The sequence below is a fragment of the Pseudobutyrivibrio ruminis genome (assembly GCF_015057245.1).
GTDB classification, from domain to species: Bacteria; Bacillota; Clostridia; order Lachnospirales; family Lachnospiraceae; genus Pseudobutyrivibrio; species Pseudobutyrivibrio ruminis_E.
This window is the reverse complement of the sequence record NZ_SVET01000004.1, coordinates 203,049-222,874: the sequence shown is the minus strand read 5'-3', so window position 1 is coordinate 222,874 and position 19,826 is coordinate 203,049. Positions and strand designations below refer to the sequence as shown.

Annotated in this window: 22 protein-coding genes; 3 read left to right on the top strand and 19 right to left on the bottom strand. The window is 36.0% G+C overall.

The features are described from left to right. The first annotated feature begins 14 nt into the window (after nucleotides 1-14). The gene (locus tag E7274_RS05730) at nucleotides 15-305 is read left to right on the top strand and encodes a nucleotidyltransferase family protein (protein WP_294216215.1); all 291 of its coding nucleotides are present in this window, start codon (nucleotides 15-17) and stop codon (nucleotides 303-305) included. Then, on the top strand, nucleotides 286-690 hold the full coding sequence (locus E7274_RS05725; protein ID WP_304174454.1) for an HI0074 family nucleotidyltransferase substrate-binding subunit: 405 nt from the start codon (nucleotides 286-288) through the stop codon (nucleotides 688-690). The genes E7274_RS05730 and E7274_RS05725 overlap by 20 nt, the downstream gene beginning before the upstream one ends. A gap of 31 nt (nucleotides 691-721) precedes the next feature. On the opposite strand, the gene E7274_RS05720 is transcribed toward E7274_RS05725, so the two are convergent. From E7274_RS05720 to E7274_RS05655, 14 genes are all read right to left on the bottom strand, one after another. Beyond that, entirely contained in the window at nucleotides 722-1,069 is a 348-nt protein-coding gene (locus tag E7274_RS05720; RefSeq protein ID WP_304174452.1) for a type II toxin-antitoxin system RelE/ParE family toxin, read from the bottom strand. Continuing rightward, nucleotides 1,044-1,223, bottom strand: coding sequence for a hypothetical protein (locus E7274_RS05715; RefSeq protein ID WP_304174450.1), 180 nt, complete (start codon nucleotides 1,221-1,223; stop codon nucleotides 1,044-1,046). The genes E7274_RS05720 and E7274_RS05715 overlap by 26 nt, the downstream gene beginning before the upstream one ends. 634 nt (nucleotides 1,224-1,857) lie before the next feature. Beyond that, nucleotides 1,858-2,073 (bottom strand): hypothetical protein, encoded by a 216-nt coding sequence (locus E7274_RS05710; protein ID WP_304174448.1) that lies wholly within the window; start codon nucleotides 2,071-2,073, stop codon nucleotides 1,858-1,860. A gap of 46 nt (nucleotides 2,074-2,119) precedes the next feature. Further along, nucleotides 2,120-3,253 carry a hypothetical protein gene (locus E7274_RS05705; protein ID WP_304174446.1) on the bottom strand — a complete coding sequence of 378 codons (1,134 nt, stop codon included), beginning with the start codon at nucleotides 3,251-3,253 and terminating at the stop codon, nucleotides 2,120-2,122. 1 nt (nucleotide 3,254) lies between these two features. After that, nucleotides 3,255-3,833 (bottom strand): dTDP-4-dehydrorhamnose 3,5-epimerase, encoded by a 579-nt coding sequence (rfbC, locus tag E7274_RS05700; RefSeq protein WP_304174444.1) that lies wholly within the window; start codon nucleotides 3,831-3,833, stop codon nucleotides 3,255-3,257. 120 nt (nucleotides 3,834-3,953) lie between these two features. Next, complete coding sequence (gene rfbA, locus E7274_RS05695) at nucleotides 3,954-4,832, bottom strand: glucose-1-phosphate thymidylyltransferase RfbA (RefSeq protein WP_304174442.1); 879 nt, start codon at nucleotides 4,830-4,832, stop codon at nucleotides 3,954-3,956. A 20-nt stretch (nucleotides 4,833-4,852) separates the two neighbouring features. Next, complete coding sequence (locus tag E7274_RS05690; protein WP_304174441.1) at nucleotides 4,853-5,371, bottom strand: GNAT family N-acetyltransferase; 519 nt, start codon at nucleotides 5,369-5,371, stop codon at nucleotides 4,853-4,855. Between the two features lie 20 nt (nucleotides 5,372-5,391). Then, nucleotides 5,392-6,681: a class I SAM-dependent methyltransferase gene (locus tag E7274_RS05685; protein WP_304174439.1), complete on the bottom strand. Its 1,290-nt coding sequence runs from the start codon at nucleotides 6,679-6,681 to the stop codon at nucleotides 5,392-5,394. An 8-nt stretch (nucleotides 6,682-6,689) separates the two neighbouring features. Then, nucleotides 6,690-9,137 (bottom strand): glycosyltransferase family 2 protein, encoded by a 2,448-nt coding sequence (locus E7274_RS05680; protein ID WP_304174437.1) that lies wholly within the window; start codon nucleotides 9,135-9,137, stop codon nucleotides 6,690-6,692. Nucleotides 9,138-9,167: 30 nt separating this feature from the next. Then, nucleotides 9,168-9,902, bottom strand: coding sequence for an ABC transporter ATP-binding protein (locus tag E7274_RS05675; RefSeq protein ID WP_304174436.1), 735 nt, complete (start codon nucleotides 9,900-9,902; stop codon nucleotides 9,168-9,170). Nucleotides 9,903-9,910: 8 nt separating this feature from the next. Next, complete coding sequence (locus E7274_RS05670; protein ID WP_304174434.1) at nucleotides 9,911-10,702, bottom strand: ABC transporter permease; 792 nt, start codon at nucleotides 10,700-10,702, stop codon at nucleotides 9,911-9,913. After that, nucleotides 10,699-11,199 carry a GNAT family N-acetyltransferase gene (locus E7274_RS05665; protein WP_304174433.1) on the bottom strand — a complete coding sequence of 167 codons (501 nt, stop codon included), beginning with the start codon at nucleotides 11,197-11,199 and terminating at the stop codon, nucleotides 10,699-10,701. Before E7274_RS05665 ends, E7274_RS05670 begins: the two co-directional genes overlap by 4 nt. 3 nt (nucleotides 11,200-11,202) lie before the next feature. Then, entirely contained in the window at nucleotides 11,203-12,345 is a 1,143-nt protein-coding gene (locus E7274_RS05660; RefSeq protein WP_304174431.1) for a hypothetical protein, read from the bottom strand. 2 nt (nucleotides 12,346-12,347) lie between these two features. Further along, nucleotides 12,348-13,481 (bottom strand): DegT/DnrJ/EryC1/StrS family aminotransferase, encoded by a 1,134-nt coding sequence (locus E7274_RS05655; protein ID WP_304174429.1) that lies wholly within the window; start codon nucleotides 13,479-13,481, stop codon nucleotides 12,348-12,350. Between the two features lie 149 nt (nucleotides 13,482-13,630). Here E7274_RS05655 and E7274_RS05650 point away from each other — a divergent pair, with 149 nt between their 5' ends. Next, nucleotides 13,631-13,933, top strand: coding sequence for a helix-turn-helix domain-containing protein (locus E7274_RS05650; protein WP_304174427.1), 303 nt, complete (start codon nucleotides 13,631-13,633; stop codon nucleotides 13,931-13,933). Nucleotides 13,934-13,971: 38 nt separating this feature from the next. Here E7274_RS05650 and E7274_RS05645 read toward each other — a convergent pair whose 3' ends face one another. The 5 genes from E7274_RS05645 to ilvB all read right to left on the bottom strand — a co-directional run bounded on the left by E7274_RS05645 (nucleotide 13,972) and on the right by ilvB (nucleotide 19,825). Further along, nucleotides 13,972-14,463 (bottom strand): hypothetical protein, encoded by a 492-nt coding sequence (locus E7274_RS05645; protein ID WP_304174425.1) that lies wholly within the window; start codon nucleotides 14,461-14,463, stop codon nucleotides 13,972-13,974. A gap of 206 nt (nucleotides 14,464-14,669) precedes the next feature. Then, nucleotides 14,670-15,905, bottom strand: coding sequence for a DUF1015 domain-containing protein (locus tag E7274_RS05640; RefSeq protein ID WP_304174424.1), 1,236 nt, complete (start codon nucleotides 15,903-15,905; stop codon nucleotides 14,670-14,672). Further along, nucleotides 15,905-17,068 (bottom strand): phosphoglycerate dehydrogenase, encoded by a 1,164-nt coding sequence (locus E7274_RS05635; RefSeq protein WP_304174422.1) that lies wholly within the window; start codon nucleotides 17,066-17,068, stop codon nucleotides 15,905-15,907. The genes E7274_RS05640 and E7274_RS05635 overlap by 1 nt, the downstream gene beginning before the upstream one ends. Continuing rightward, complete coding sequence (serC, locus tag E7274_RS05630) at nucleotides 17,068-18,150, bottom strand: 3-phosphoserine/phosphohydroxythreonine transaminase (protein WP_304174420.1); 1,083 nt, start codon at nucleotides 18,148-18,150, stop codon at nucleotides 17,068-17,070. Before serC ends, E7274_RS05635 begins: the two co-directional genes overlap by 1 nt. A gap of 4 nt (nucleotides 18,151-18,154) precedes the next feature. Then, nucleotides 18,155-19,825, bottom strand: a complete 1,671-nt coding sequence (gene ilvB / locus E7274_RS05625) for a biosynthetic-type acetolactate synthase large subunit (RefSeq protein WP_304174418.1) — start codon at nucleotides 19,823-19,825, stop codon at nucleotides 18,155-18,157. Nucleotide 19,826 lies beyond the last annotated feature (1 nt).

Sequence of the window (19,826 nt, the reverse complement as noted above, 5' to 3'; positions counted from 1 at the left end):
TGGAGGGATTTGTAATGATTCAACACAAAACTATGCCAATATCAGAAATAATTGATAGAGTCACAGCTATCGCTCGAAAGTATAATGTAAAGCGATTGGATTTATTTGGCTCATTTGCATATGGAAATGCTTCTGAACGAAGCGATATTGACTTCATTATACGTGGATGCGAAGACTTCAATTCATTCATTGAAGAAATTGATGAAATCCCTACCCTACGCAGAATTGACATTTTTAACTACGATGAAGTATGTAGTGATTTACTCCGGGAGGATATGGACAAATATGGAAAGCAAATATTTTAATAGATACCAAAGTCTATGTAAAAGCTTAGCTAATCTTCAACTCTCTAGAGGGGCCGACATAGATGCTCCTTTTGTACTACCTGCTACTGTGCAGAATTTCAACCTAACTTTTGATTTATCATGGAAAGTTTTAAAAGAACTTGTTACTCAAGAATTTGGAATGACCGATTTCGCTTCCGGCTCTCCTAGAGAATGTTTAAAAGCGGCCTTTTCTGTCGGATTAATTGACGACGATAAATGGATGGATATGTTGAAAGTACGTAATACCTTAGCCCATGATTATGATGGCCAGGTAGCACTTAGATATTATGACGATATTATTGGCGATTACTATATTTTATTCGAAACTATGGTTCGTGGAATTGAAAAATATTATACAGCATGATAAAGGCGGTAGCTTTCGCTACCGCCCTACATCATAATTCTTTGTTATTTAAATGATAAAAATCGTTAAATCGAAGAATAGTTGCCCAATCCTGCTTTTGATTTAATAGCCTAAGGATAACGATTTCCTTCTTTATTTCACGAATTATAAAGAAAATATTGTAATCATTCCATGGCATCAGTTTAATTTCATATCCTCTGTGCTCTATACTGATCCCACGGTATCCGTTTGGAAAGTATTCCAACGTTTGAATCGTACTTGAGTATTCATCAATAAAAGATTCTGCTGATTCAATATCCCCAGTATAATCATAACGACTAATTGCTATTTGTGTAATGTCTTCAAGAATCTCATCAGTTTCTTGGATTTTGTATCGCATAACTATTTAGCCGTTCCTTTAGGATTCTCATAGACTCCTTGTGTGGAGTTAGTCTACCGGCTTCCATATCATCAATACCTTTATCCAACAAATCAAAAAGTTCTTTTTCATCTTCAGAATACTGAGATTTGTCCAATGCAATATTTCCTAACATACGGCATCCCTCCTTCCTAGTTATCAATGTACAATAACTAGCGAACATAATATCTAACTTCATTATAAATTCTAGATTATTTGTCCGCAAGAAGATTTATCCACCTTTTCTTATAACTCTCACTCCCTTCTTAGCATATTTCAAACATGCACATTAGAGAACAAAAAGCCTAAAGAAAATTTCCAATAACCAAAAAACTAATACCATATCCAAACTAACTCTACAAATAAAACCTGGAAATAATGTCGAAACGACTAGATATAATCTGCATATTTGATTTGCAGAAGATACTATATCATGTCCTCATAGTTATGTAAAGATAAGTTTTTTATTATTAAACAATTTAAAATAACTGTTGATGTAGTGCACTATTTAGTTTTCAAGTTACATATTATTTTGAATAAAATACAGGTCCACATCGACAGCGCACCTATCTATCTTTCTAAATATAAAAAATAAAAACGGATTTCCCGCTTTTATTTTTTAATCTCACGCAAATTCGCGGCTTATAACATCATTTTTGAAAATTAAAAACAGATTTTTCGTTTTTATTTGCAGAAACTATGAAAACTCCTTAAAATAGCGCACTATAAAAGGCGGTAGCTAACGCTACCGCCCTACATCATAATCATTATTAACTTGCCGACATATATGCTGCGTCCTCAAAGAAATCTGCCTGTTCAGAAACAAACTTTACTATATCTGAAGACGAAACATCTGGATTAGAATTTAAAAAGTTTAGCAGTGCATCTAATCGAGACTGTTTTTTCTGAGCATAATGAACCATAGCCGATACAAAGTCAAAATATGAATCTGGTACATTATTTAATAATACTGTTAATTCTTCCATCACTTCAAGACCTTTGTCCAACAATTACACATCAAGGAAACACTATTTAAATATTAAGAATAGCTTTGACTGTCATAAAAGGATGCCTAATACATCTACAGTATCTTCTTATTCTATATTTAAATAACAAGATCCCAATATTGTAATTAACATCTTTTCTAGTAGATTTAAAACTTTCTAACTCTGGCATGGACGAATGTATTCCATCAATAACAGCTTGTGTACTATACTTAGAATTCAAAAGTATTTGCGCATTATTGACACATTGCTCTCTCAATTTCTGGGAATTAATGGCCGTAATTAAAGCCTTTTTCCAATCTTCAACTGTATTATTTACAAGAATTCCATTAACACCATCCTCAACAATCAATGTATATGGTTCACAATTAGAATAGAGGCCCATAATTCCCAGTTTTGTATACTCCAAAAACTTATTATAAAATTTACATCGTCCAAACTCAGAATCCTCTATTACTGCTATTCCTATTTGCGCCTTTTCTTTTATTAAGAACTCCCTATAGTCCTCTGTATTGTTAAACCATCCTGTAGTTCTAATATATGGTTCTTGACCATCGAATGAAGTTCCTTTGTACCCCACCAGCAGCATCTCTATATCAGAATAAATTTGATATACTTCGCTTATTGCTGGAGATATGTATTTTCTTATTATTTTTTCGTGAGAAGGTGAGCCTGCAAACACTATTTTTACTTTACCTTCAGTCTCTTGATATTTCTGAAGAGAATTCCACGGATCCATTACAATAGTATTGATACACTTAACATCTTCAGCTACATATCTAGAATACTTATCTAAAATATTATGATTTGAAGTCCATAAAATATCCGCTGCTTTGAGACATATTTTTAAGTATTCATAAAACTCAATATTGTCTTTGTATATAGACAGTAAATCATCATCAATGTAAAATATGCATTTTTTACCAGCATTCTTTGCCTTTAATATTATTCTCGATAAAAAATAGTCAGCTCCTCTAACTATAATTACCGTATCAGACCATCCAATATCATCCCCAGTTAGTTCTAATACTTCTTTGGCTCTAACATTAACTGGCCTTGCCTTACTGTATTCAGTCATTAGTCTAACCATAATATCAGCAGTCGTAGTTTTCCCAGCAAATACTATCAGTATATTTGCATTTGACATAGAATCATTTGTCATTTTACTTCTCAACTAAAGCCTCACAATACTCCTTGAAAGATGAGTTTACCTTATCTTTGTCTGAAAGGATTAAATCTGCCTCAGTCATACCCTCTGGGATTGGCCACTGAACAGCGATATCTGGATCGTTGTACATAAGACCGCCCTCATCGTTTGGATGATAGAAATCAGTAACCTTGTAGCAGAACTCTGCATAATCGCTGACTACTAAGAATCCATGAGCGAATCCCTTTGGAATCATGAACTGCTTTTTATTCTCCTCTGAAAGAAGAATTCCATAGTGCTGTCCAAATGTAGCTGATCCCTGGCGGAGGTCAACTGCTACATCATAAACTTCACCTTTGATTACACGAACAAGCTTGTCCTGTGGGAAGTTCTTCTGGAAGTGAAGGCCACGAAGTACACCCTTCTTGCTTGCAGACTGATTATCCTGTACAAAGACATAATCAAGTCCTTCTGCCTTCATATCATTTTCGTTGTATGTCTCCATGAAATAGCCTCTTTGGTCGCCGAAGACTTTTGGAGTTATTACACAAAGACCCTCAATACCATTTACGTTCTTTTCAACTGTAATTGCCATTTTTTACTCTACACTTTCTAAGTTCTACGCTTGTTACGCTCTCAAGCCTAAGTATTACTTCATTCGACTACATGTCTCATTCAGTAACACTTAGAGCTTGATAGCTACAAGCTTACTTTTTTATAAACCGTTACTAACGTCTACTAAATACTTACCATACTCTGTCTTCATAAGTGGCTCGGCAAGCTTGAGGAGCTGCTCCTTGTTGATGAAGCCACGCTTGAATGCGATTTCCTCGATGCATGATACATACATACCCTGGCGCTTCTGGAATGTGCTGACGAACTCAGCAGCTGCAAGAAGCATGTCGTGGTTTCCTGTATCAAGCCATGCAAATCCACGGCCAAGTGTCTCAACGTGAAGGTTTCCACGGTTTAAGTATTCGTTGTTAACAGCTGTAATTTCAAGCTCACCACGTGCTGATGGCTTGATTGTCTTTGCGATTTCTACAACTGAGTTGTCGTAGAAGTAAAGACCTGGAACTGCGTAGTTGCTCTTTGGCTGAGCTGGCTTTTCCTCGATAGAAATAGCTACGCCGTTCTCATCGAACTCAACAACACCGTACTCTCTTGGGTCACGAACATAGTAACCAAAGATTGTAGCGCCTGGCTCTGTCTCTGTACGATGTGCTGCTGTCTGAAGCACCTTTGAGAATGACTGGCCATAGAAGATGTTATCGCCAAGTACAAGTGCTACAGCGTCTTTGCCGATGAAATCTGCGCCGATGATAAATGCCTCAGCGAGTCCATTTGGCTGCTCCTGAACGGCATACTGAATATCCATGCCAAGCTGGCTACCATCACCGAGAAGCTCCTTGAATACAGGAAGATCTCTTGGTGTAGAGATGATAAGAACCTCGCGGATGCCTGCAAGCATAAGTGTAGACAATGGATAGTAAATCATTGGCTTATCATAAATTGGCATAATCTGCTTTGAAATTGATTTGGTCAGTGGATACAATCTAGTTCCCGATCCACCTGCAAGTATTATTCCTTTCACTGCTAATTCTCCTCACTTATTTACTGATTGTATTTAACCATTCTATAAGTATCTTCAAATACTCCCTGTTCTCCTATAATCTCATTATTTAATCTTGTCTCTACTTCAAATCCAGCTGCTTCCAGCAACTCTTTTTCTTCAGGATACTTTGTAAATACGTATGAATAAACCTTGTGCATTTTCAACTCTTTAAATGCAATCTCCAATAACTGTTTTACTGCAATAGCCTGACTCTCAGTATTCCACTCTTCATCATCACTTGTAAAAATACATAACTGACAGCGTTTGTTTGCTTCATCAATATCCTTTAGATATACCGTTGCAATTGGATATGTTATCAAACCTATATTTTCTTCGATTCGCTCTACAATATATTGTTTATATAATCCTGCTTCCACATAATCGTGGTAAAACTTTAAATGAGATTCATTTGTTATAACATTTCTATTGAAACAGTGCTTTGATACGTTTGGCGAATTACGCCATTTAACAATTAAATCGCTGTCATCTTTTGTAATTGGTCTCAAAAATATTTTCACCGCACATTCCCCCTTCTGTTTTAATATTTAACTGAATAGGCAAGTTTTTCCTTCTTACCATCTTTTATTAATAGTACCTTCGCTATCGCATTAAAGCCGTGCTCTAATAATCTTATTCGTAAATATGAAGTTTCAGATATGGTATCATTTAAAATCTCTATTAGCTGCATACCATTTACATTTTCAACCATCTGTTTAGCTATTTTTCCATCATTAACTAATTCAAAAAAAATAGATGTTGGTGTTAATGTAAACATGCAAATACTTAGTTTTGAGAATCCAGCTGGAACACTATATTCAAAATATTTTTCCAGTTGAATATTCTCTGAAAAATAACATTTTTCAACTTTTCTATAGTCATCATTTAGCAAAAGTCCATCATAAAAGGTAATGTTCCATTTTTTTATAATCTCCTTAGGAACATCTTTGTAACTACTCAAAAAATACATCTTCTGAACGATATCATTTTTGAGTTTGTCATTGCTATCTTGGAATGCATCAATTCTTTTGTTTACGCTATCAAACAAGATTTTTTCTTGCCCAATCAACCCATTTACATCTTCGTGCAATTCATCTAAGCATTTCTCTGCCTTTAAATAATCACATTCAATTTTATTAACCCTATCAAAAATAGACTGTAATTTTTTTTGTGCACTAATTTCGTCTCTTTTGCGAATCTCACCGATTCTTGGAGGCTCTAAGCCCTTCGCTTTTTCCGCATAACTTATTAACTCATTCTTAGAAAAGGGTATTCCGCTCTTATTTACCACCAGCACATAAAACACTTGATCGCAAACATTTATCATTGATCTTCTAGCTTGACGCTTTAGCTCCGATGATAAATGACAGTACTCTGGAAAATAGAAAAACTCTTCCTTAACAACTTGGAAAACAGTATTCATATTACTGTTGTCACTACATCCAACACCCCAACTTTTGCCATGCGGCATGCTGTACTCTTCAGCTTTTATCATTTCTGTTGGATATATATCAAATAGTCGTGGAGTATCTTCTGTCCATACAGATTTGTGATAAAAATTGGAAATATTAAGTGTTGTAAAATAATAAGGTGCTAATATTTGAACAATTGCGCCATGCTTGCATACCCTATATATTTCCTTGAATACATGTTCAATATTTTCCAAGTGCTCAAGAGAATGAGACGCCCATATTTCATCTACAGAATCATTTTCAAATGGAAAACTGGTATCTAAATCAGCTATGATATCGACGCCTTGCAAATCAAATCTATCGACACCAATGTACCCCTCTGTTTTAGTACATCCACAACCTAACTCTATTCTAATCATAAATCCCCCTATTGAGCACAAAACAACAATACATTGTTGTCCTTTGTAGCAATATTAAAATAGTTAAGAATTCTCCATAAAAATGTGGTATTAGGCGTCAATTCATAAATACCATATTTCTTCTTTTCTCCAGAAAAAATCAAGTCAAATTGTATTTGGAAAACTAGACCTGAACAATTATTTATCTCCTGAAACTCAAAGTCTACCCAATTATTATTTGTTATTTCCGCAATATTTCTAGAAACAGATCTGATTATTTTCCCCTTATATCTAAGGTTTAGTCGTATGAAACCCTCAGTATTATATGAATCAAAACTTGTAAAAATAAATGACAAACTTTTAATACTTTCTCTATCACAACAAATGGAATATTTTTTACTCTTATAGAAAGTTTTAGATAAACGTAACTTATCAGGAGATACAGTAGGACGATGATATATTTGAGCCTCTATATTTTTTTGTAACGCTCCTTTTGAGTCTGAGGCTATGTATTTTTCAATTCTCCTACTCAACGAATATTTTGAGCAATTTACAACATCCTTAAATATATCTTCTAAAATACATTTATTAGCTTCATAGTCATATTTCTCATCACATATCTTCAAAGCATTTCCATACATCGTTTTCCAATAATCTGCTCCAATCGAATTATTTGATATGATGGGAACAAGATCCGAAGCATCTTTTAGAAGTAATAGTGCCTTATTTAGTTCTGAACTATTGTATGGCATTATGTCGTTTGTTATCAAAACCGCGCCTATACTAAGAGCATTAAAGAGTGCATTGATATTTTTGTAGTTATCATTTGGTTGTTGGTATCCACAATGAATCAAAAAATTAGGATGATACTGACGTACATCTCGTAATAGTTCCGGAAGATTTAACCTTCTAGCCACTCTTACAACATCTATTTTTCCTTCTTGATCAAACTCTAAACTATCATCATCACAAATAATCAATCTTATTTTTTTTAACTTTGAAAGTTCTCTCAATTGTGGCAAAAAAACATCTATAAAACATTTGTTTCTCCACATGCCACCAATATATGCAAATGTTATTGTTTTATCAGAAGAATCAGCATTTAATTCTACTATCCTCTCTGCTGGCATACATGGCAAATAGTAAATCCTTTCTGATTCTATATCCTTTTTTTCAATGAAAAACTTCCTTAAATTTTCAGATGCTACAATTAATCCTGTATACTGATTGAAACGTTCCTTTTTCCATAAATTTGCTTCTTCTTTAATATATGGGATATCATGCTCTTCCGACAGTACTTCAAAATTATCATCTGTAAAATAAAAGCATGGTATACCATAACTATTACAAACATCTAACCAATCAATTTCACCTTGAATTTGATTTCTTACACATACAACAGCATCCGCTTGTATAACATCTGAAATATTACTTGGAACACCAATAAATCGAAAAAACAAATCATCTAGTCTATTATTTTTAGAATATGCTTCAAAGCTAATTTGAAGTGAAGCATCTATTGCGCCAATAATGCATATGACTTTTCGACTTGTAATATCACTAACATTAGCTACATACCACTTTTTTAGAGAAAACCCCTCCATCAAAGTTTTTACAGCATTTTTATATAAGTCAGTAGACAATTTGCTAGTATATTCAATATCAATTTCTCCAAAGTTTTGTGGCGAAAAATCTATAGTTTTAGCATCAATTTCTCTTTCCAAAGCTGCCCCTAGATGCATCTCGTATGTATTTCCTAATGAATCATTAGTAGATACACCATATTCACACCCACATAAGATGCCCGTTTCATAGAACGTATAATATTTATTAATTCTTTTCCACAAAGACCAGTCACATAATCTAGTTTGCGCCAAATGTGGGTCATATAGCCCACACCTTGAATCTTCTATGACCTCTCTTGTTAAAATTACACCACTATTTGGAATGTAGTTTAAAATGGATAAAGAATTTGTCCCCACCAAATTGCTTGACTGTCCTAAAACAACGTAGTCCTCCCTGTTTTTCCCATAGTATGATTTAACAATACTATAGCAACAACTTATTGTTTTTTCCCGAAATAATGTGTTGATTTGTTGCAAGAAATCTTTTTCCCATACACAATCATCGAATATAAATGCTATAAGCTCGCCCTTCGCCTTTAGATAAGCTTCATATTCGCTAATTGCCGGTAATCCAACATTGTATGTATGATGAATACATTTCACACGTCTATCTATTTTCATATACTTTTTTATAATGTCAGATGTTCCATCAGTAGAAGCATCGTCTATTATTATTAGTTCAAAGTCTTTAAAAGTCTGTCCTAATACAGATGTAATGCATCTTTCAAATAATCCTGATTTTGCACGGCGAAATGTTGGCAATAATACTGAAAATTTAGGTTTGAATTCCAGGCAGACATCGTTATCTATCCAAACTGGCTCACAAATCTCAAGTATATCATTTACTTTCATAACATAAACTTCTCCTCATTCATTTTTAACTTACGATAAACATTGATCAATATAACTTTTAGTAACATCACTAGGTGTTCCGCTCATCAAAATCTTCCCCTGTTGCATCCATATGCATTTATTACACATCTTTACAGCAGACTCCATACTGTGAGTTACAAAAACCATAATCTTTGATGTACTTATCATACTTTGCAAACGTTCATTTGCCTTTTCTAAGAATCCCGCATCGCCTGCTGCTATTATTTCGTCTAGTAACAAAATGTCTGGCTCTATTGATGTTGATATAGAAAATGCAAGTCTAACAAACATACCAGAAGAATAGTATTTTACAGGCATATTTAAGTAATTTCCCAACTCTGAGAACTCAGCAATTTCATTCATTTTTTCTTTTATCTCTTCTGGAGTCAACCCTAACATAAGCCCTCTCAGATATATGTTGTTCCAGCCACTTTGTTCCATTTCAAAACCTGTGGATAATTCAAACATGCTTGAAATGTTACCATCTACATTTATACTTCCGCTTGTTGGCGGATAGATTCCAGATATCATTTTTAATAACGTACTTTTACCAGCCCCGTTATGCCCTATAATAGCCAATCGATCTCCATCTTTTAGGGAAAGGCTTAGATTATCTATGGCGTGAACCTTACCATCTGTATAATCACTAAATTTATTACTTCCTGGTATAAGCACGTCTTTTATGCGCTTTTGATGCCATACATTGAAAACCAAGTCAGCATTCTTAATCTCTATACTACTCATACACTCACCTACAATTTCATCGCAATCCCGTGATTATTTTTCATTGTCACAATTGCACTAATCAAAAAGAACATACTCACGCAAATTAAAACGACCATATAATATACTGCTGACCCTACGTTCTCACCTAATGCTGGCGCTCTTACTACATCTACGAAGTAGAAGAAAGGATTAATCTTATACACTATTGAATATCCTTTCTCATCCAACATTGAAGTCATGTAAATAATTGGAGTAGCGTAAAATAATCCTTGTAATAACAAACTTTGAAGAGGTTGCCAATCTCTTAAATTAATTGTGATTGCGCTAGAAATATTTGCCAATGCCATTCCTGCAATTAATATAATTATTAGCCCTGGAATAATTGCTAGCATTTTTAGTCCAAACATTTCTGGTCTAAGTATTAAATAAACTATAAAAAAGGCAGCCATACTATATAATAAATTTACAAAGGCTACTAATGCTGTTCTTATTGGAAAAATTTGTGGACTTACTTGAGTCTGTTTTAAATATCCTTCAGCAGTTATATACGCAACTGTTCCACCATCCGCACTTCCACTTATAAATACCCACGGATTTAAACCCGAAAACAAAACTGGTATAAATTCCACTGGACTGACTCCATATATAATTGAGTAAATCAAACCAATAATCACAGATAAACCTAATGGAGTAATTATTTGCCACGCTACTCCTAATACTGATCTGTTATATTTCATTTGTAAATCTTGCTTAACAAGACTTATTAGAACATATCTGTCCTTCCATATTCCTTTAAAATACTGTTTTAAATAATTCATTTCTCACCCAAATTTAATTCCATTTTTTTGATTCCATTTTCTTCTGAAACTAATGTATATCCCGCATTTTCAAAAGACCTTATACTTGCGATATTCGTAGCATAAATATTTGCATATGTCATTTTTAAACCCAACTCAGCCTTCGCAAATGCGTTAATTAACTTTATAGCTTCTGCACCATACCCTTTTCCGCCAGCTTTCTGTCGATCAATAATGATTCGTCCAACTTCTGCCTTCGAGCCATCTATATCGTAAATACATATTCCACCTACAAAATCACCATTTGCTTTTTCACAAATAGCAAACATAATCTGGCTTTCATCATTTAAATATTTTTGATACCATTTATCCTGATCCTCTGCCGATATTTCTTTGTTTGAAAAGAAATATTTACAGTTGTCACTTCTATTTCGCAATAATCTATATTTTTCACTATCTTCTCTTTCTAGCGAAGACAATATTATTCGTTTAGATTCTAAGATAAAATTATGATTCACTTTCTACTCCTTGCGTTTTACATGCTCATAAGATTCAACAAGCCATACCGCATATTTACGTATGTTATTAAAAACAACATTCGGTCTAAATTTCACAGCTAAATATTCACTTCTATCTACAACATATAGTTCTGGTAATTTCTCTTTTAAATCCTTGCATATACTACGAATATTGAACTTTTCTCGACAATCATTTTGAGCTCGTTCCACCATTTGTCGATTATGAGCCTTATGCAAAATTGCATACTCAATCTTACTAGTCCATCCCTCCACAGTATTGTCACTCAATAACCCATTAACTCCATCCTCAACAACAGCTTTAAACGGATAATCGTTTGTATATATACCTACTATTCCTTGTAATACATACTCAAAATATTTGTTATAATACTTGCATCTGTAAAATTCCGTTTGCTGAACTGGTGCCAAGCCTATATCAAAGTTCTTTTGTAAAATAAACTTATAATACTCGTTATAATCCTCAAACCATGGATAGACCTCTATATTTACAGCACATTCTGAAATTTTTTCTTTTCGTATTCCGATACAAGTAAATTTTAAATTTTTATACTTAGGCCCCAAGTTATTCAATGCTGGAATAATATATTTATTCACTTCTATAAAATGATCCGAGGATGCTGCATATAGTATATTTATCTCATCATCCATCGTTTCGTTATATTGCTTCATGTTAACCATGCTTACACATGCATCTGTGCAGATACATCTCGTGGTTGCAACATAATCTCTATATTTATTGACCATATACTCGCTGGAGCCCCAAAATACATCACAAATCTCAAGAGCTTCTTTTAAAGCATATCTATTCATTCTGTATAATACAGTTGAGCAGAGTTTACGAAGTCCACTTGAAAAAATCTGTGGTAAATGTAATAAATCGTCGTCTAGATATACGATTATCTCTCTATTAGATTTCTTAGCAGCCCTCAATATTCCAACCATACTTATATCAAATGGCCTGATGACCAAAATAGTATCAGACCATTCAATATCAGCTTTTGTACATTCAACAATAAGCCGCTCTTTTATATCTATTGCAACGTCCTTCTTAAAATTCTGTAACAAATTACATATTATTTCTACAGAAGGAATCCTTTCAGAAAAGACAATTAGTATTTTTTTCATATCTAATTCTCTATGAACTTAATTACTTCATCGCAAATATAGTCAACATCACTTCTACTTAAATACAAATTTAAAGGTAATGATAATGTGTGTTCACTTACGTACTCTGCATAAGGACATGTTCCCTTTGCATAGTCGTACATCTTGTAATTTGTATTAGCAATGTAATGTACTCCAGGAGAAATACCTGCCTGGTTTAACGCAACTATTAAAGCATCTCTATCATCTACTAATATTTGGAATAAATGACAAGAGCTTTCACAGCCGTCTTCGATTCTTACAAACTTAATCTTATCTGCATATGGTTCTAATCTCTCGCGATACCAATTACAAATAGTTCTTCTATATGAATTATCTCTATCAACATACTTGAGCTGAACAAGACCAATAGATGCCATTACAGAATTGCCATGTCCTTTTTCTCCCAAATATTCAACATCATATCTCCATTTATAATTTCCCATGTTCTGAGTACGGGCATAAGTATCTTTGTTAATTCCTAACCATGCCTTCTTACGAACAATTTCATCTAACTTGCCTTCTTTAAAGCAAATCATTCCACTATCAGCAGTTGGAAGATTCTTTACCGCCTGGAATGAATAGACTACAACATCAGCTTCCTTACCAGGAATTTTTCCATTATATCTTGTACCAGTCATATGAGCTGCATCCAAAATAAACTTAAGATTATGCTCTTTGCATATCTCAACGATTTCAGAATAGTTTCCAACATTACCGCCTAAACCTACATACATAATAGCTTTAGTCTTATTAGTAATATGCTCTCTTACAGACTTAGGATTGAGACACATTGTCTCATCGATATCAGCAAATACTGCTTTCATATTTGACTTAGCAATAGCATGATTTGTAGATATAAATGTAATAGGAGTAGTAATAATCTCATCTCCATCTTCCCATCCATACTCTTCCTTCAAAATATCTACGGCCATATATAAGCCCATAGTTGAAGAATTCAAATAATGCGCATATGGAAGTCCTGTATACTTTTTCCACGCTTCCTCAAATTTTACAGTCTTAAAGCCCATTCCTGTCCAGCCAACTTCAAGACACTCTCGAATTTCATTCAAGCATTCATCCACTTCGTACTTAGCTTTAAACAATTGAATATCCATATCTCATTCACCTCAAAAAAACTTTAATGATTTCTATGCAACGCTAAGTTAAATTTTACATCTCTAAGTTATGTTTTGCAACTATCAGTTGTATTCATGTTTATAGGTAGAGTATTGAAATTTACAATAAAACAAAAGGAGACTATTGTATGATTTCAGGATTAGCAAAACGACTTAAGAACTCACGTATAAATGCTGGACTCAGTAGAAAAGAAGTTGCCGACTTAATAGGTGTATCCGAAGCAGCAATTGGCATGTATGAATCAGGTGCAAGACAACCTTCACTATATGCCCTTACAAGACTGGCAACGACTCTAAATGTGACTACAGATTACTTGCTAGGCTGCGAATCAAAAGATGAAAATACAATTTCCCTTTCGGGTCTTACAGAAGAGCAAATCACCATAGTCAAAATGACTATTCAAAACTTTAGAAATCAACCAAAAGAATAATAAATACAAAAATGGCAGTGGAAAATCCACTGCCATTTTTATGCTACACAAGCAATACTTCTAAAAGATTTGTACTGATTGATGTTATTAAAGAATGCACATATTTCTGGAACAATATCCCATACATAACCTGTTTTTAACAATTGATTAACCTCATCGGCAATCAACGATAAATACTTCATCGAAGTGTTTTGTATAATATCTATTATATCGGATGCATTTAATTCTATATGTTCACTCTGCATATACCTATTGATATAGGCCTCTGAAGAATATCCCAGAAATGTTTTGAGTTTATTCAAATCTCCCTCAGAAGCGATTTTACACAGAACTGAACCGTAAAGATTAAGGTATTTCAATACGCATTTACGATATGTAACGTTGAGCTCCACACTATCTACAGTCTTAAGAATAAGTTCATGTTCTTCAAGATCATAACAGTAATCCTGAAGTTGCACTACATCTTCAACATCTAAATCATGCCACTTAGCCCATTCATCAATATTAATCCTACTGGAACCTCCACTCATGACGGTCTTCTTTTCAGATTGGAGCATCCTTACGGTAGCCAATTGGGCTGCTATTAAACCATCCGTATTATTCATTTAAGTATTCCCCTTCTAGTATCACACAATTAAAGAGAGCAGTCCCCTGCTCTCTTCCTATTTAATACAACTTAAATTATATCACTGCCAACCCAAACAAACAATCGTTTTTTGTTCTATTATTTGTTCGATTATATTCTATGTATAAACAACCCACTTCTTAGCTTTGGCTCAAACCAAGTGGATTTTGGTGGCATTAAAAGTCCTGCGTCTGCCACATCAAAAAGCTCTGAGATACTGGTTGGGTACATGGCAAATGCCACTCTGCAATCTGTAGCACATCTGCGCTCCAATTCACCTAAACCTCTGATGCCTCCTACGAAATCAATTCTATCGCTAGTCTTAGGATCATCGATTCCAAGTAATGGTTCTAGCACTAAATTCTGTAGCAATGAAACATCAAGGCCCTCTACCGGGTCGTCAGATAAAAGCTCCTCTCTAACCTGGTACAAATACCAGACGCCATCCAAGTACATGCTCCACTGGCTCTTCTTTTCGGGTCTGATGGCTTTTTCTGATGTAGATAGCAAATCAGCCACATTATCCAGTTCCTCCAGAAACTCTTCTGGCGCCATGCCATTCAAATCCTTAACTACTCTATTGTAATCATAGATTTTCAGCTCATCGTCTGGGAATAGAACTGACAGGAAGAAATTGAAATCTTCCTTTCCTGTATAATCCGGATTCTCCTCACGGCGTTTGAATCCCACCTTTACAGCAGATGCAGCTCTGTGGTGGCCATCTGCAATGTAAATTGAATCCATTTTATCGAATGTGGTAGCTATCAGCGCACAAGTCATCATATCATCAATTACCCAACAGCGATGTGATATGCCATCATCTGCCACGAAATCATATACAGGCTTGCGGCTTTTTGCCTTTGCAACAATGCTGGCAATCGTAGCGTCTGCCCTGTATGCAAGGAAAATAGGACCTGTCTGTGCGCTGCAGGTGTCCACATGGCGAATTCTATCCTGCTCCTTTTCTGCCCTAGTATTCTCATGCTTTTTAATGATGCCATTTGCATAGTCATCTATTGATGCGCAAGCCACTATTCCTGTCTGAGAACGTCCATCCATTGTAAGCTCGTAGACATAATAAAAAGGCATATCATCCTGAATGAATCTGCCCTTTGCTATCCACTCATTAAGCATTTCTGCAGCCTTGTTATAAACCTTGTGGGAATACATGTCCACATCTGGCTCAAACTGAGTTTCTGGCCTATCGATTGCCAAAAACGAACCGGGCTGCTCCTTTACTTTTTGGTATGCCTCACTTCTATTGTATACATCATAAGGAAGGGCTGCTATTGTAGCAGCCTCCTCTTTACTTGGTCTGATTGCCTTAAAAGGTACAATTAGCGCCATTATTTTACCACCCTAACTTTTATAACACCATCAACCTTCTCTATTTCTGAAATAACCTGATCTGTAAGCTTGCTGCCAAGATCAAGCAATGTGTAAGCGAAATCCCCACGGCTCTTGTTTGTCATATCCTCTACATTGACATTGTCCTTACTAAGGATTGTTGTAAATGAAGCGATAAGACCAGCTTTGTTCTTGTGAAGAATAGCCACGCGGCTTTCTGCTGTACAAACTCCCATGTCGCAGTCTGGATAGTTTACAGAATGAGTAATGTTACCATTCTCCATATAGTCCATTACTTCTTTAACTGCCATAACTGCACAGTTGTCCTCTGCCTCCTCTGTTGAAGCTCCAAGATGAGGAGTGCAAATAACACCCTTTTTTCCAGCAACAGTTGGATTTGCAAAGTCTGTAACATAGTGACGAACCTTACCTGATTCAATGCCATTTAATACTGCATTCTCATCAACAAGAAGGTCTCTAGCGAAGTTGAGAATAACAACTCCCTTCTTCATCATCTGGACTGCTTCCTTGTTAATCATGCCCTTTGTAGAATCAAGAAGAGGCACGTGAACTGTGATGAAATCACATTCCTTATAAATATCCTCTACGTTTGTCACATGCTTTACATTTCTAGAAAGATTCCATGCAGCGTTTACAGAGATGTATGGGTCATATCCCAAAACTTCCATTCCAAGGCGATTAGCGTCATTGGCAACCTTTACACCGATAGCGCCAAGTCCGATAACACCAAGCTTCTTTCCTGCAATCTCAGTTCCTGCAAAAGCCTTCTTTGCCTTCTCTGCTGTCTTTCCAATATTCTCGTCGTCCTTGTTTTCAAGAACCCAATCGATACCGCCTACGATATCACGTGAAGCTAAAAGCATTCCTGCGAAAACAAGCTCCTTTACACCATTTGCATTTGCACCTGGTGTGTTAAAAACAACGATTCCTTCCTCTGCACATTTATCAAGAGGAATGTTGTTTACACCTGCTCCTGCTCTAGCGATGCACTTAAGCTTATCCCCAAGCTCCAAATCATGCATTGCTGCTGAACGAACCAAAGCTGCGTCAGCCTCAGAAATATTTTCAACCTTCTTGTAGTCAGTTGAGAAGTTAACTAACCCCTTATCAGAAATTGGATTTAAACAATTATAAGTAAACATTAGGCATTCTCCTCCTCAAACTTCTTCATAAACTCTACAAGCTTTTCTACACCTTCGATTGGCATAGCGTTGTAGATAGAAGCGCGCATACCACCAACAGTTCTGTGGCCCTTAAGGTTTACAAATCCTGCTGCTGTTGCTTCCTTTACAAACTTCGCATCAAGCTCCTCGTTTCCTGTAACGAAAGGTACATTCATAAGTGAACGATCTTCCTTTCTAACAGTTCCCTTGAAAAGCTTTGAAGAGTCAAGGTAATCATAAAGAATCTTTGCCTTCTTTTCGTTGAGCTCCTTCATAGCTGAAAGGCCACCATTCTTAAGAAGCCACTTGAACACCTTTCCGCAGATGTAGATATCGTAGCAAGGTGGTGTATTGTAAAGGCTGTCGTTGTCTGCCTGTGTTTTGTACTTAAGCATTGTTGGTGTGCCAGGAAGAACGTCGTCACGGATTAAATCCTCACGGATGATAACAATGACCATACCTGCAGGTCCAACGTTTTTCTGAACACCGCCGTAGATAATAGCGTACTTGCTAACATCTACTGGCTCTGAAAGGAAGCAAGAACTTACGTCTGCTACCAAATCCTTCCCCTTTGTATTTGGAAGAGTCTTAAATTTTGTGCCATAGATTGTATTGTTTTCGCAGATGTATACGTAATCCATATCATCTGTGATTGGTAAATCCGAGCAATCTGGAATGTAGCTAAATGTCTTATCTGCTGAGCTAGCAAGCTCTACTGCTTCACCGTAAATCTTAGCTTCCTGATAAGCTTTCTTAGCCCACTGACCTGTGATGATATATCCAGCCTTTTTGTTCTTCATAAGGTTCATAGGGATTGCTGCAAACTGCTGGCTTGCACCACCCTGAAGGAAAAGAACCTTATAGTTATCTGGTATATTCATAAGTGTTCGGATATCAGCCTCTGCCTCTTTGATGATATCATCGAATACCTTTGAACGATGACTCATCTCCATAACAGACATTCCACATCCCTTATAATCAAGCATTTCATCAGCGGCTTCTCTCAAAACCTCCTCTGGTAAAACAGCTGGTCCAGCACTAAAATTGTAAACTCTACTCATTACACTAATCCTCCTTGAAAAACTCGTTAATAGGTGCTCCTGGTGCTACCATTGGCCATACCTTGTCATCTGAATCGAGGATACAGTCAATAAGCACAGGCTTCTCGGAGACAAGAGCCTCCTTCAAGGCACTTTGGAACTCTTCTTGAGAAGTAACTCTGTAGCCTGTTGCACCCATTGCCTCAGCTAACTTAACGTAATCTACTACGTCATCAAGGACTGTTGCTGAATAGCGCTTCTCATAGAAAATTGTCTGCCACTGTCTAACCATTCCAAGAACGTGATTGTTGATAACAATTTCGATGATTGGAAGCTTTTCTCTTACAGCTGTTGCAACCTCGTTCATGTTCATGCGGAAACAACCATCGCCGGCAATATTGATAACCTTTTTATCAGGATTACCTGTCTTTGCACCGATTGCAGCACCAAGACCATAACCCATTGTTCCAAGGCCACCTGATGTCAACAACTGATGAGGCTTCTTGAACTTGTAGAACTGTGCAGCCCACATCTGATGCTGACCAACCTCTGTAGCGATAATTGCATCGCCCTTTGTCTGTCTGTAAGTTTCAGCAACAATATACTGACCTGACAAGCCTTCTGTAGGAATTGTAAGAGGATATTTTTCAGATAGCTCTTTTACATGTTTCATCCAAGCTTCATGGCTTAACTGCTCAAGAACTTTATTTAATCTAGATAAAATTTCCTTCACATCTCCAACAACAGCATGGTCAGTAAGAATATTTTTATTAATTTCAGCAGGATCTACATCAAACTGTAGAATCTTTGCATTGCTAGCAAATTTATCTGGATTACCAAGAACTCTATCAGAGAATCTAGTACCAATTGCAATAAGTAAGTCACACTCTGATACGCTAAGGTTTGATGCCTTGCAGCCATGCATACCAAGCATTCCTGTGTATCTTTCGTCTCTGCCATCGAATGCGCCCTTACCCATTAGAGTATCGCAAACTGGCGCATCAACAAGCTCTACAAACTTCTTTAATTCCTTTGAAGCATTTGCAAGAACTGCTCCACCACCAACAAAGATAACTGGCTTTTTAGACTTTTTGATAAGCTTTACAGCCTCTTTGATGGCATCCTCAGTGATGCTCTTTTTAACACGACCAACTGGAATTGGTTTCATTGGCATGTATTCATATTTATTATTTGGAGCTGTAACATCCTTTGGCACATCAATAAGAACTGGACCTGGGCGACCGCTCTTTGCAATAGTAAATGCACGGCGGATTGTCTCTGCCAAATCCTTGATATCCTTAACGATGAAATTGTGCTTTGTGATAGGCATTGTGATACCAGTGATATCAATCTCCTGGAAAGAATCTTTACCAAGCAAAGATACATTTACATTACATGTGATTGCAACAATAGGAACCGAATCCATATGAGCTGTTGCAATACCTGTCACAAGATTTGTTGCTCCAGGACCGCTTGTTGCAAAGCACACACCAACCTTTCCAGTAGAACGAGCGTAGCCATCTGCAGCGTGAGCAGCCCCCTGCTCATGGCTTGTAAGCACATGATGAATCTCATCACTATGCTTATAAAGCTCATCATATAAGTTAAGAATTGCTCCGCCCGGATAGCCGAAAACAGTATCAACTCCCTGCTCTTTCAAACATTCAATTATAATCTCTGAACCATTTAATAACATC

Coding starts and splice junctions, on each gene's coding strand:
- E7274_RS05680 (WP_304174437.1), bottom strand. CDS start 9,137: ATGAAAGTAAATGATATACTTGAGATTTGTGAGCCAGTTTGGATAGAT.
- E7274_RS05675 (WP_304174436.1), bottom strand. CDS start 9,902: ATGAGTAGTATAGAGATTAAGAATGCTGACTTGGTTTTCAATGTATGG.
- E7274_RS05635 (WP_304174422.1), bottom strand. CDS start 17,068: ATGTTTACTTATAATTGTTTAAATCCAATTTCTGATAAGGGGTTAGTT.
- rfbC (WP_304174444.1), bottom strand. CDS start 3,833: ATGGCAATTACAGTTGAAAAGAACGTAAATGGTATTGAGGGTCTTTGT.
- E7274_RS05725 (WP_304174454.1), top strand. CDS start 286: ATGGAAAGCAAATATTTTAATAGATACCAAAGTCTATGTAAAAGCTTA.
- E7274_RS05660 (WP_304174431.1), bottom strand. CDS start 12,345: ATGAAAAAAATACTAATTGTCTTTTCTGAAAGGATTCCTTCTGTAGAA.
- E7274_RS05655 (WP_304174429.1), bottom strand. CDS start 13,481: ATGGATATTCAATTGTTTAAAGCTAAGTACGAAGTGGATGAATGCTTG.
- serC (WP_304174420.1), bottom strand. CDS start 18,150: ATGAGTAGAGTTTACAATTTTAGTGCTGGACCAGCTGTTTTACCAGAG.
- E7274_RS05670 (WP_304174434.1), bottom strand. CDS start 10,702: ATGAATTATTTAAAACAGTATTTTAAAGGAATATGGAAGGACAGATAT.
- E7274_RS05720 (WP_304174452.1), bottom strand. CDS start 1,069: ATGCGATACAAAATCCAAGAAACTGATGAGATTCTTGAAGACATTACA.
- E7274_RS05640 (WP_304174424.1), bottom strand. CDS start 15,905: ATGGCGCTAATTGTACCTTTTAAGGCAATCAGACCAAGTAAAGAGGAG.
- E7274_RS05730 (WP_294216215.1), top strand. CDS start 15: ATGATTCAACACAAAACTATGCCAATATCAGAAATAATTGATAGAGTC.
- E7274_RS05645 (WP_304174425.1), bottom strand. CDS start 14,463: ATGAGTGGAGGTTCCAGTAGGATTAATATTGATGAATGGGCTAAGTGG.
- E7274_RS05715 (WP_304174450.1), bottom strand. CDS start 1,223: ATGTTAGGAAATATTGCATTGGACAAATCTCAGTATTCTGAAGATGAA.
- E7274_RS05705 (WP_304174446.1), bottom strand. CDS start 3,253: ATGACAAATGATTCTATGTCAAATGCAAATATACTGATAGTATTTGCT.
- E7274_RS05710 (WP_304174448.1), bottom strand. CDS start 2,073: ATGGAAGAATTAACAGTATTATTAAATAATGTACCAGATTCATATTTT.
- ilvB (WP_304174418.1), bottom strand. CDS start 19,825: ATGTTATTAAATGGTTCAGAGATTATAATTGAATGTTTGAAAGAGCAG.
- E7274_RS05650 (WP_304174427.1), top strand. CDS start 13,631: ATGATTTCAGGATTAGCAAAACGACTTAAGAACTCACGTATAAATGCT.
- E7274_RS05685 (WP_304174439.1), bottom strand. CDS start 6,681: ATGATTAGAATAGAGTTAGGTTGTGGATGTACTAAAACAGAGGGGTAC.